General features: G+C 43.5%; 8 protein-coding genes and 1 tRNA gene. All 9 read left to right on the top strand.

Going from position 1 to position 13634, the window contains the following annotated elements; translation table 11 throughout:
- The first annotated feature begins 329 nt into the window (after positions 1–329).
- A tRNA-Trp gene (locus tag AC5JPY_RS06215) sits at positions 330–405 on the top strand.
- Between the two features lie 51 nt (positions 406–456).
- Complete coding sequence (gene secE, locus AC5JPY_RS06210; protein WP_443525565.1) at positions 457–942, top strand: preprotein translocase subunit SecE; 486 nt, start codon at positions 457–459, stop codon at positions 940–942.
- A 71-nt stretch (positions 943–1013) separates the two neighbouring features.
- On the top strand, positions 1014–1544 hold the full coding sequence (nusG, locus tag AC5JPY_RS06205; RefSeq protein ID WP_319050994.1) for a transcription termination/antitermination protein NusG: 531 nt from the start codon (positions 1014–1016) through the stop codon (positions 1542–1544).
- Positions 1545–1631: 87 nt separating this feature from the next.
- On the top strand, positions 1632–2063 hold the full coding sequence (gene rplK / locus AC5JPY_RS06200) for a 50S ribosomal protein L11 (RefSeq protein ID WP_058025423.1): 432 nt from the start codon (positions 1632–1634) through the stop codon (positions 2061–2063).
- A complete protein-coding gene (rplA, locus tag AC5JPY_RS06195) occupies positions 2064–2765 on the top strand; it encodes a 50S ribosomal protein L1 (RefSeq protein ID WP_319050993.1) in 702 nt (233 codons plus the stop codon).
- A gap of 475 nt (positions 2766–3240) precedes the next feature.
- Entirely contained in the window at positions 3241–3768 is a 528-nt protein-coding gene (gene rplJ / locus AC5JPY_RS06190) for a 50S ribosomal protein L10 (RefSeq protein WP_057761724.1), read from the top strand.
- Between the two features lie 132 nt (positions 3769–3900).
- The gene (rplL, locus tag AC5JPY_RS06185) at positions 3901–4272 is read left to right on the top strand and encodes a 50S ribosomal protein L7/L12 (protein ID WP_319050992.1); all 372 of its coding nucleotides are present in this window, start codon (positions 3901–3903) and stop codon (positions 4270–4272) included.
- 753 nt (positions 4273–5025) lie between these two features.
- On the top strand, positions 5026–9144 hold the full coding sequence (gene rpoB / locus AC5JPY_RS06180; RefSeq protein ID WP_443525566.1) for a DNA-directed RNA polymerase subunit beta: 4119 nt from the start codon (positions 5026–5028) through the stop codon (positions 9142–9144).
- A gap of 151 nt (positions 9145–9295) precedes the next feature.
- Entirely contained in the window at positions 9296–13513 is a 4218-nt protein-coding gene (rpoC, locus tag AC5JPY_RS06175; protein ID WP_443525568.1) for a DNA-directed RNA polymerase subunit beta', read from the top strand.
- Positions 13514–13634: the final 121 nt, after the last annotated feature.

Here is a 13634-nt window from a genome sequence, read left to right as displayed (position 1 = left end):
AGCCACCCTATTTAGGGTGGCTTTTTTTGTGGGTTGCGTTGTGTGTGATGTCGTAGTTGAATGAAGTAATAGCTTAGCTGAGATATAGAATCGTTAGTTTAGCCGATGAGACCAGTCACTTATTTACTATACAATGTATTGTAATCTATCTCATAGATTGTTATATTAGCGCTGCACTTAAAACGAGTATCTACTTTTAGCGAAAGTTAAAACACTGTTAGTACGATAACTCTGTTAGTTAAGTGACAAATCAGGTAAAACTAATAATTTTACCGCTAAAGGCTTGCATTCTATGCTAAATATTGTATAATGCTGTCCTTTACACCCATAGGCGATTGGCTCAATTGGTAGAGCATCGGTCTCCAAAACCGAGGGTTGTAGGTTCGAGTCCTACATCGCCTGCCATCTTCTTATCTCATCTTTGTTGTACCCCACCATCTCCGAAGCGAGTTCTTTATGAGCAATGATCAAGATAACCTCGAGACTAAGTTATCTGATGCCAAGGCGGTTGCTGGTGGAATGCTGTCTAAAGATAAGCACGTCTCAGCGAGCGGTACTACTGCTGTTGAAGTGGCTAAGACTGGTTCAATAAAAGATTTGATTTTGTGGCTACTTGCTGCAGCTGTTTTGATCGGTGCGACTCTCGTTAATCAATACTTACCAGGCTATTGGCAACCAGCTAATGATGTTTGGGTACGTATTGGTATTATTGTTGCACTTATTGTATTTGCATTAGTATGCTTGGCATTGACGCATCAAGGTCGCGCTTTTAAAATATTATTAAAAGATGCGGCTGTTGAGCTTCGCCGAGTGACATGGCCAGGTAAAGACGAAACCTTTCAATACACATGGCAAGTGATTGTCGTGATCGGGATTGTTGGGTTTTTTATTTGGTTATTAGATAATTTCTTTAATTGGTTCGTTGGTATCTTTATCGGTTAATGGCGCGTATTGGTGACCATTAGCGAGACATTTACTTACAACAACTTATTTATAACGATCAGGAGCGTGATATGCGTTGGTATATTGTCCAAGCGTTTTCAGGATATGAAAAACAAGTACAACGTTCATTAACTGATCGTATTAACCGTAGTGACTTTACAGAGTCATTCGGTGATGTATTGGTTCCTACTGAAGAAGTCGTCGAAATGAAAGACGGCAAAAAACGTAAAAGTGAGCGTAAGTTCTTTCCAGGATATGTATTGATCCAGATGGAAATGAACGATAATACGTGGCACATCGTAAAAGACTGTCCTCGTATTATGGGCTTCATCGGTGGTACGCCTGAGATGCCTGCACCGATTACGCAAGTAGAAGCTGACCGCATTTTAAACCGTTTGAACCAGACTGAAACTGACCCACGTCCTAAGACGCTATTTGAGCCGGGCGAAGAGTTATTGGTTATCGACGGTCCATTCACTGATTTCAAAGGAATGGTCGAAAAGGTCGATTACGAAAAGTCTAAGCTACATCTAACGGTAAACGTATTTAATCGACCTACACAGGTTGAGCTTGAGTTTAGTAAAGTTGAAAAACTAGACTAATTCAGCAAAAATTTCATCAACCGGGGAGCCTCCCGTCACATCAGATAATGATTTGGCTTGGCGTTATTACCCATTTAGGAGAGTATCATGGCTAAGAAGATTGATGGTTACATCAAACTGCAAGTGCCTGCAGGCAAAGCTAATCCTTCACCACCTATTGGTCCAGCTTTGGGTCAAAAAGGCGTGAACATCATGGCGTTCTGTAAAGAATTTAACGCTGCGACCTCAGGCCAAGAGCCAGGTCTACCGATCCCAACTGAGATCACGGTATACAGCGATAAGTCTTTTACCTTCATCATGAAGTCACCACCTGCTGCATACTTACTACGTAAGGCTGCTGGTATTGCTAAAGGTTCAGGTACACCGAACACAGCTAAAGTTGGTAAAGTTGACCGTGCCCAACTAGAAGAAATCGTTAAGACCAAAAATGCAGATTTAACTGCTGCTGATCTTGATGCTGCTGTCCGTACCATCGCTGGTACTGCACGTTCAATGGGTATTACCGTGGAGGGTGTGTAAATGAGCAAGCTAACCAAACGTCAAAAAGAAATTCAAAGCCGTATTGATAACGAAAAGCAATACACGCTTGAAGAAGCGGTTCAAATCCTAAATGATTTGCCAGCGCTAAAATTCAAAGAATCTATTGATATCGCAGTAAACTTGGGCGTTGACCCACGTAAATCTGATCAAGTGGTTCGTGGCGCAACTAATCTACCTGCTGGTACTGGTAAAACCAAACGCGTTGCTGTATTCGCTCAAGGTGCTGCTGCTGAAGCCGCTAAAGAAGCTGGTGCAGACATCGTTGGTTTTGAAGACCTAGCAGAAGAAATCAAAGCCGGTAACATGGACTTTGATGTTGTTATCGCCGCTCCTGATGCAATGCGTGTTGTTGGACAATTGGGTACGATCCTAGGTCCACGTGGCCTAATGCCTAACCCAAAAGTTGGTACGGTAACGCCAAATGTTGCTGAAGCTGTGACTAACGCAAAAGCGGGACAAGCGCAGTATCGTGTTGATAAAGCTGGTATCATCCACACCACTATCGGTCAAGTAGGTTTCACTGCTGAGCAAGTTATCCAAAATGCTCAAGCACTAATCTCAGATCTTAAGCGTGCTAAGCCTGCTACGTCTAAAGGTACTTTCATCAAGAAAATTACTTTGTCTAGCACTATGGGTCCAGGTCTAACGATCGATCCAGTACCTTATCGCACTGCAAAATAATTAGAGTCTCTATCTTCTAATATTTGCACGTCGAATATTTTGAATGATGAGCATAAAGAATTTTTAAAGAATTAGGTCAGCGTAGCATTTGCTACGCTGTCTAAGACCGTAGGTAGAGAGTGGTTTAACGTCATGAGTAATGATCTTCGGATAGTTGCTTATGACTATGAGTCACTTTTGTTAATCGATGACAGATGAAAATCTTAGTTGTCCTACGCAGACGGTGGCCCACACAGTTTAAGACACGAGGCAATAGGGCGGTATGATTGTTTATACGATCTCCAAACTATTACTTAACGTCATTCTGATAACGGTGCCGTAATCAGTCGTTACCAGTTGATACTTTTTTTATTAATCGAATCATCTGGTAATGTGTCGTATCAAGTCAGTCGTAGCTTTTAGTCCAAAGGCAGATAAACTTCGGTTTTTAGCATTTTTACTATTAGTAGATTGATAAGATTAAAGGAGTCAACTTATGGCATTAACGCTAGAACAAAAACAACAAGTTGTGGCTGAAGTGTCTGAAGTTGCTGCTAATGCTTACTCAGCAGTAGCTGCCGAGTATCATGGAATTGGTGTTGCACAGCTTACTAAGCTGCGCGAACAAGCCCGTGATAAAGGCGTTGTTTTGAAAGTGGTGAAAAATACACTAGCAAAACGCGCTTTTGAAGGCACTAAGTTTGAGAGCATGTCAGACCGTATGACTGGTCCACTACTTTTGGCTTTCTCTATGGAAGATTTGGGATCTGCCGCTCGAGTCGTTTTCGACTTTAGCAAAGATAACAAAGCTTTAGAGACCAAATTAGTATCAGTCGGTGGTGAAGTTTATGGTCCAGAAGAGCTAGAGCGCGTATCGAAGCTACCAACTCGCGACGAAGCAATCTCTATCTTGATGGCTACTATGAATGCACCAGTGACCAAGCTTGTCCAGACTATGAACGCTGTTCCTGGCAAGTTCGTTCGCACTGTAGCGGCAATCAAAGACGCAAAAGAAGCTGCTTAATTGCTTGTTTTAACGTAACTTTAACATCGCTAACCTTGATTGCACTTTATTGCCACACCTATTTGAAATCGTGGCAAGCGGTCAAAGCGATATTAGAATCAATTAATTTTTATCAGATAACGGAGAGTTCTCATGGCACTATCTAAAGATGACGTGTTAAATGCAATCGCTGAAATGTCAGTAATGGATATCGTTGAGCTAATCAGCGACATGGAAGAAAAATTCGGCGTAACAGCTGCTGTTGCCGCTGCTGCACCTGCTGCTGCTGGTCCTGCTGCTGCTGCTGAAGAAAAAGACGAGTTTGACGTAGTTCTTGCTAGCTTTGGTGAGAAGAAAGTAGCTGTAATTAAAGCTGTACGTGAAGCGACTGGCCTTGGCTTGAAAGAAGCAAAAGATTTGGTTGAAAGCGCTCCAGCTCCAATCAAAGAAGCTGCATCTAAAGCTGAAGCTGAAGAGTTGAAGAAGAAGCTTGAAGAAGCTGGTGCAACTGTTGAACTAAAATAAGTTTAACACTGTACTAAAAAAAGCTGGTAATGCCTTGCATTGCCAGCTTTTTTTTATTATAATTCGTAGCTTGACCTTTTGTGTCTGCCAACATACGTATGCAACATCACGGTGGATACCCATCAAAAGGACAGACGATATACATGCAAGCACACATACCAGTTTTTGAAATCAGTTAATATGAGCTAAACGTCCGTAGATGTTTGGCATTTTTTTGTGTCTGCATGCTTTCCTATCAACACTATAGTTTATACTGATTCTAAAAGTTATAGTTACCCCGATTCTTAATTCTGAAAAAAGCTGTTGATCTTAAGGTGCCTACTTGGTGTGGCATTATTGTCGGCATTTAGATTCATAGACCGCTTATACGTGTAGGGTCATGGTTTGGTAGTAAGTAGCTTATTTAGAAGTAGTTTAGATGGCAAGTAGTTTATATGCAATCTCAGCTGACTCTATTTCTAGCAAAGTATTTGTAAGTTTAGCCTGATAGGCAAGATATTATATGATGTTGAATTTCTTGGTCGCAACAGTCATATAGACTGATTCACCTACCATGAATATAGCAATCAACAATGATATTAAGTGAAATGTGCTAGGTAAGCACTGATGAGTAAAGTAGTAATTGACAGAAAAGACATGAACTGAACACGAAGACCCGTTTTATATTATCGTTTACGTCGCTAAGTGTGCATCTTATTTATGCATGCTAGCCGCGCTTTTAATTTGTTTCCACGTTTACTGTAAGGACTCTCGATGGCATATTCTTATACTGAAAAAAAGCGTATTCGCAAAAGTTTTGCTGAATTGCCCACTGTAATGGACGTTCCCTATTTACTGTCTATTCAAGTAGATTCTTACGAGCAATTTTTGCAAGAGCACAAAAAGCCAAAAGCTCGTGAGAATACTGGTTTGCAAGCTGCGTATTCCTCTATTTTCCCAATTGAGAGTCACTCTGGTAACGCTGAGTTGCAATTTGTTGAGTACTATTTAGGCACGCCTGAATTTGATGAGCGTGAGTGTATCTTACGTGGTTCAACGTTTGCTGCGCCAATGCGTGTCAAAATCCGTTTGATCATCAAAGACAAAGACAGCAAAGACAAAGATAGCAAAGCCGCTATCAAAGATATCCGTGAGCAAAGCGTCTATATGGGCGAGATGCCTTTGATGACTGCGAACGGTACCTTTATTATCAATGGTACTGAGCGTGTTATCGTCTCTCAGCTACATCGTTCACCTGGCGTCTTCTTTGATCATGATAAAGGTAAGTCGCATTCAAGTGGTAAAGTGCTTTATAACGCACGTATCATCCCTTACCGTGGTTCATGGTTAGATTTTGAATTTGATGCAAAGGACTTAGTATTTGCTCGTATTGACCGTCGCCGTAAGCTGCTTGCATCGATCATTCTGCGTGCACTTGGTCTGACCACTTCTGAAATCTTAGATTTATTCTTTGATAAAGTTGCTGTTTATAAAGCCGAAGAGACGTTCGAAATTGATCTAGTTGCTGATCGCTTGCGTGGCGAAATGGCGCAGTTTGATATCGTATCACCTGAAGGTGACGTTATCGTAGAGCAGGGCAAACGTATCAATGCACGCCGCATTCGTCAGCTTGAAGAAGCAGGTATGACGAAAATCGCTGTGCCTGATGAGTATCTATATGAGCGTATCTTAGCCGAAGATATCGTTGTTAATGACGAAATTATCGCTAAAGCAAACACGCCAATTGACCATGAGTTATTGGTTAAATTGAACTCATTTGAAGCCAGTGGTGCCATCAAAGAGTTCAGTATCCTATTCACGAACGATATCGATCAAGGTAGTTATATCGCTGATACGCTACGTGCGGATAGCACGTCGAGCCGTGAAGAAGCGTTGATCGAAATCTATAAAGTCATGCGCCCAGGTGAGCCACCAACAGTTGAAACTGCCGAAAAGTTATTTGAAAGCATGTTCTTCAACGCTGATCGTTATGACTTGTCAAACGTTGGCCGTATGAAGTTCAACCGTCGTCTCGGTTTAGAGTTTGATAACACTGATGATCCTGATGTACAGCGTGAACGCAGTGTATTGACCAACGACGATATCGTTAACGTTCTAAAAGAGCTTATCGAGATTCGTAATGGTCGCGGCGATGTCGATGATATCGATCACTTAGGTAACCGTCGTATTCGTTCAGTTGGCGAAATGGCAGAAAACCAGTTCCGTGTTGGTCTAGTACGTGTTGAGCGTGCGGTAAAAGAGCGTTTAAGCTCAGCGGAATCTGATAACTTGTCACCACAAGATTTGATCAACTCTAAGCCAGTTGCGGCTGCAGTGAAAGAATTCTTTGGTTCAAGCCAGTTGTCACAGTTTATGGATCAGAACAACCCGTTGTCTGAAGTTACTCATAAGCGCCGTGTATCAGCATTAGGACCTGGTGGTCTTACTCGTGAACGTGCAGGCTTTGAAGTACGTGACGTACATGATACCCATTATGGCCGTGTATGTCCTATTGAGACTCCTGAAGGTCCAAACATTGGTCTGATCAACTCACTAGCGACCTTTGCTAAAACCAACAGCTTTGGTTTCCTAGAGACACCTTATCGCCGTGTGGTTGATGGTAAAGTGACTGACGTTATTGAGTATCTATCAGCTATTGAAGAAGTCGGTACGGTCATTGCACAGGCTGATTCACCAATAACTCCAGAAGGCGCGTTATCTGACGAGATGGTCAGTGTACGTAGCTATGGTGAATTTGTTCGTATGCCTCCAGAAAAAGTGACGCATATGGATGTGTCGCCAAGTCAGGTCGTATCGGTTGCAGCAGGTTTGATTCCGTTCCTAGAGCATGATGATGCTAACCGTGCCTTGATGGGCTCGAACATGCAGCGTCAGGCAGTTCCTACGCTACGTGCTGATAAGCCGCTAGTGGGTACCGGTATGGAGCGTCATGTTGCTCGTGACTCTGGTGTTTGTGTTATTGCTAAGCGTGGCGGTGTGATTGAAGATGTTGATGCCTCACGTATCGTGGTTCGTGTGAACGAAGACGAGATGACTGCTGGTGAAGCGGGTATCGATATCTATAACTTGATCAAATACACGCGCTCTAACCAGAACACCTGTATCAACCAACGTATTATCGTTAACCAAGGTGATGAGATTGCTTTGGGTGATATCTTGGCTGATGGTCCTTCAACGGATCTTGGTGAGCTTGCACTTGGTCAGAACATTCGCATCGCATTTATGCCGTGGAATGGTTACAACTTCGAAGATTCAATCTTGCTATCTGAAAAAGTCGTGAAAGAAGATCGCTTCACTACTATTCATATCCAAGAATTGACTTGTGTGGCTCGTGATACCAAGCTAGGTACAGAAGAGATCACTGCTGATATTCCAAACGTTGGTGAAGCAGCGTTATCAAGCCTTGATGAAGCAGGTATCGTTTATATCGGTGCTGAAGTTGACGCTGGTGATATTCTAGTTGGTAAAGTGACGCCAAAAGGTGAAACACAACTAACGCCAGAAGAGAAACTACTACGGGCTATCTTTGGCGAAAAAGCGGCTGACGTGAAAGACACTTCACTACGCGTACCAACTTCAAGTAAAGGTACGGTTATTGATGTACAGGTCTTCACTCGTGATGGCGTTGAAAAAGATGCACGCGCAAGAGCGATTGAAAAATCGCAGCTTGATAGCTATCGCAAAGATTTGAAAGAAGAGCTACGTATCTTTGAAGAAGCAGCACGTGGCCGTATTGGTAATCTCTTAGATGGCCAAAAAGTCAGCGGCGGGGCTGGTCTAAAAGCGGGTACGGTAATGGCTTTGGCTGACATGAAAGACATGAGCCTTGAGACATTGCTTGATATCCAACCAGTAGAAGAAGAAATCTCTGAGCGTTTGACCCAGATTTCTGATTACTTGGTTGATAAGCAAAAAGATATCGATGTGAAATTTGCTGAGAAAAAACGCAAATTGACTGCTGGTGATGACCTGCAACATGGCGTACAAAAAATCGTTAAAGTATATCTAGCGGTTAAGCGTCGTATTCAGCCTGGTGATAAGATGGCTGGTCGTCATGGTAACAAAGGTGTTGTATCGCGCATCATGCCAGTTGAAGACATGCCTTATGATGAAAATGGTAATACCGTTGACATCGTATTGAACCCGCTTGGTGTACCATCTCGTATGAACATCGGTCAGGTTCTAGAGACGCATTTGGGTATGGCAGCGAAAGGGTTGGGCGAGAAGATTGACGGTATGCTCAAATCTCAAGCAGCAATCAAAGAGCTACGCGACTTCTTGGATAAAATTTATAACCAAGTTGGCGGTGAGCAAGTTGATCTTGATAGCTTGAATGATGACGACATCATGGCGCTAGCAGCTAACTTACGTGGCGGTGTCCCAATGGGTACAGCGGTATTTGATGGCGCAAGAGAAAGCCAAGTCAAAGATCTGCTTGAGCTTGCTGGTATGGATCGCGATGGTCAGCAGACACTGTATGATGGTCGTACTGGTCAGAAGTTTGACCGTAAAGTAACCGTTGGTTACATGTACATGCTTAAATTGAACCATTTGGTTGATGACAAAATGCATGCGCGTTCAACGGGTTCTTATTCTCTAGTGACGCAGCAGCCACTCGGCGGTAAAGCTCAGTTTGGTGGTCAGCGCTTTGGTGAGATGGAAGTATGGGCACTAGAAGCTTATGGCGCGACGTACACGTTGCAAGAAATGTTAACGGTGAAGTCGGATGATGTTGAAGGCCGTACGCGTATGTACAAAAACATCGTTGATGGTGAGCAGTATATGGATCCAGGCATGCCTGAGTCGTTCAACGTACTGACCAAAGAAATCAAATCACTGGGTATCAATATTGAGTTAAAACAAAGCAACTAACCCATTGTTTAACTTAGTTGTCCACTAAAGGCAGTCTGCTTTGTTGCTGCTGCTTTTAGTGATTTGTCTCAACCCTATTCATTGCCTTCATTCATCTCATCCGCGTCTATAGTACGCTGTCAGATGATTATAAAGATAACGGAGAAGCAACTTGAAAGATTTACTCGATATCATGCAAAGCCCTACCGGCAACGGTAACCAAGAGTTTGATAGCATTCAAATTACTTTAGCCTCACCTGACGTCATCAAGTCATGGTCGCACGGCGAAGTGAAAAAGCCTGAAACCATTAACTATCGCACGTTCAAGCCTGAGCGTGATGGTCTTTTTTGTGCCAAAATCTTTGGCCCAGTAAAAGATTTCGAATGTTTATGTGGTAAATATAAGCGCCGTAAGTTCCAAGGCGTTATCTGTGAGAAATGTGGTGTTGAAGTTACCACTGCTAAAGTTCGTCGTGATCGCATGGGTCATATCGACCTAGCCAGTCCTGTGGCGCATATCTGGTTCCTGAAATCATTACCAAGCCGCATCGGTCTATTGCTAGACATGACGCTACGTGATATCGAGCGTGTTCTATATTTTGAAAGCTACATCGTAACTGAGCCTGGTCTAACTAGCTTAGAAAAGTACCAGTTGCTTGATGATGAAGATTATTACAAAGCGCTTGAAGAGTTTGGTGACGAATTCACAGCCAAGATGGGTGCTGAAGCCGTTCAAGACCTATTAAAAGACATCGATATCGATCTTGAAATTGATGAGCTACGTGAAGCGATTCCACAAACTGGTTCTGAGACTAAGCTTAAGAAGATGTCTAAGCGTCTCAAATTATTAGAAGCATTCCGTGATTCTAATAATAAGCCTGAGTGGATGGTAATGAATATCTTGCCAGTACTACCACCAGATTTGCGTCCTCTAGTACCGCTAGAAGGTGGCCGCTTTGCGACATCAGATCTAAACGATCTATATCGCCGCGTGATCAACCGTAACAACCGTCTTAAGCGTCTACTTGAGCTAAGCGCACCTGATATCATCGTACGTAACGAAAAGCGTATGTTGCAAGAGTCAGTAGATGCGTTGCTTGATAACGGTCGCCGCGGTCGTGCCATCACTGGTAGTAACAAGCGTCCATTGAAATCTTTGGCAGATATGATCAAAGGTAAGCAAGGTCGTTTCCGTCAGAACTTACTTGGTAAGCGTGTCGATTACTCTGGTCGTTCGGTTATCGTTGTAGGTCCAACACTACGTCTACATCAGTGTGGTCTACCGAAGAAAATGGCACTAGAACTATTCAAGCCATTTACTTATAACAAGCTATTGTCTCATGGTCTAGCGACTACGATTAAAGCTGCTAAAAAGATGGTAGAGCGTGAAGAGCCACAAGTGTGGGATATGCTGGCCATGGTTATCCGTGAGCATCCAGTACTCTTGAACCGTGCACCAACACTTCACCGTTTGGGCTTGCAAGCATTTGAGCCAGTATTGATCGAAGGTAAAGCAATCCAGTTGCATCCGCTTGTTTGTACTGCATTCAACGCCGATTTCGATGGTGACCAAATGGCCGTTCACGTGCCATTGACGCTAGAAGCACAGCTTGAATCACGTGCCTTGATGATGTCTACCAACAACATCTTGTCACCTGCGAATGGTGATCCGATCATCGTACCATCTCAGGATGTTGTACTGGGTCTATATTACATCAGTCGCTCGTCTATCAATGCCAAAGGCGAGAGCATGATTTTTGCTACCGTTAATGAAGCATTGCGTGCAATTGGTTCAAACGATCTACATGTAAACGCTAAGATCAAAGTGCGTGTTACTGAGACGCAAATTGACGAAGACGGCAACGAAACCAAAGAGATCAGTATCAAAGATACGGTTGCTGGTCGTCTACTTATCTGGAACATCATGCCTAAAGGTATGACGTTTGATGAGTGTAACCAAGAGATGACGAAGAAAAACATCTCTCGTTTGATTAACTCTTGCTACCGTAAAGTTGGCGTTAAAGAAAGTGTTATGTTTGCTGACCAACTGATGTATCTTGGTTTTGCTCAAGCAACGCTATCTGGTGTGTCTATCGGTATCGATGACATGGTCATTCCACCACTGAAAAAGAATATTATCGAAGTGGCAGAAGGCGAAGTTCGCGAGATCGAAGATCAGTTCGAGCAAGGTTTCGTAACTGCTGGTGAGCGTTATAACAAAGTCGTTGACATTTGGTCACGTACTAATGACAAAGTCGCTAAGGCGATGATGGACAACTTGGCAACAGATAAAGTTATCAACGCACAAGGTGAAGAGGACGAGCAGAAGTCATTCAACTCTATCTTCATCATGTCGGATTCTGGTGCTCGTGGTAGTGCGGCACAGATTCGTCAGTTGGCAGGTATGCGTGGTCTGATGGCGAAACCAGATGGCTCAATCATTGAGACACCGATTAAAGCTAACTTCCGTGAAGGTTTGACCGTACTACAGTACTTCATCTCAACTCACGGTGCACGTAAAGGTCTAGCGGATACCGCACTGAAAACAGCTAACTCGGGTTACCTAACTCGTCGTCTGGTTGATGTGGCGCAAGATTTGGTTATCACCAGCGATGATTGTGGTACCGAAGAAGGCCTACTCATGAAACCACATATCCAAGGTGGTGAAATCATTGAGAAGCTAGGTGAGCTAGTACTGGGCCGTGTTACTGCACGCGATGTTGCGTACAATGATGATGCTGATAAGATCTTGATTCCAGCGGGTACATTGATTGATGAGTACTGGGTTAACGTTCTAGATAACAACGCAATCGATGATATCTGGGTGCGCTCAGTTATTACTTGTAATATCGAACATGGCGTGTGTTCACAGTGTTATGGTCGTGACCTTGCACGTGGTCATAAAGTGAACATTGGCGAGTCAGTTGGTGTTATGGCTGCTCAGTCTATCGGTGAGCCGGGTACTCAGTTAACCATGCGTACGTTCCACGTGGGCGGGGCCGCGAGCTCAGCTTCTGTAGATAACAGCATCTCTGTACGTAATGCTGGTCAAGCGCACTTTGAGAACATGAAAACAGTACAGCATACTGATGGTCACTTAGTCATCGTATCGCGTTCAGCTGAAATCGCATTGACCGATGAGCTTGGCCGTGAGCGTGAGCGCTATAAAGTACCATATGGTTCAAGCGTCCTTGTAAAAGACGAAGAGCAGGTTGAAGGCGGTCAAACTATCGCTAAATGGGATCCGCATACGCATCCAATTATCACAGAATTTGCTGGTACAGCACGCTTCAGTGACATCACTGATGGTATGACTGCAACAGTAAAAGTTGATGATGCGACTGGTATGAGCTCGTTTGAGATTCTAGCGACTCGTGACCGTTCAAGCTCAGCAAAAGACTTACGTCCTGCGATTATCTTGAACACTGATGAAGGCAAAGAAGTGGTTTACTTCTTACCAGCTGAAACGATCATCCGCGTAAGCGACGGTGAAAAAGTAGCAGCCGGTTCGATTCTAGGCCGTGTACCACAAGCGTCTTCTGGTACAAAAGATATTACTGGTGGTCTACCACGTGTTGCTGACTTGTTCGAAGCACGTCGTCCAAAAGATCACGCCATCATGGCAGAAATGACTGGTGTGGTTAGCTTCGGTAAAGAGACCAAGGGTAAAAACCGCTTTATTATTACTAATGAAGATGGTGAAGTACATGAAGAGCTAATCCCGAAATGGCGTCAAATCAACGTCTTTGAAAACGAGACAGTAGCACGTGGTGAGGTTATCGCTGATGGTCCACAAAACCCGCATGATATCTTACGTCTGAAAGGACAAACTGCGCTTGCTGACTATATCGTCAATGAAGTACAGGACGTTTATCGCTTGCAGGGCGTAAAAATCAACGACAAGCACATCGAAGTTATCATTCGTCAGATGCTGCGTAAAGTTGAAATCACTGACGGCGGCGATTCAAGTCACTTCAAAGGTGATCAGGTCGAGTATGCAGATATCAAAGCATTGAATGCGAAGCTAGAAGCGGAAGATAAATTCCCAGTACAGTTTGAGCGTCAATTGTTAGGTATCACCAAAGCAAGTCTTGCAACTGAAAGCTTTATCTCAGCAGCGTCATTCCAGGAGACAACCCGTGTACTAACTGCGGCTGCTGTGACTGGTAAAGTGGATGAGCTACGTGGTCTGAAAGAAAACGTGGTTGTTGGTCGCTTGATTCCTGCAGGTACGGGGCTCGCTTACCACAAGGCACGTAAAGAAGCAGCAGATCAGAAGCTACAAGATAAAGATCTTAATGCCGCTTTCGATATGACTGCAAGCACTGATAGCAAAGACTTCGCTAGCTTTGATGAAGCATTTGCTCAAGAGTTGAATCAAGACAACTAATCGTATTAAGTATCTTGATTCATTCTTAATTTGATAAAAAGCCAGCCTAAGTTGCTGGCTTTTTTGTGCGTGTAAAAAACTGAGAAAGGCATGGTGCTATCATCTAAAAAAATAGTACACT

Source organism: Psychrobacter sp. H27 (genome assembly GCF_059072655.1).
This window is presented reverse-complemented; position numbering and strand designations above follow the sequence as displayed.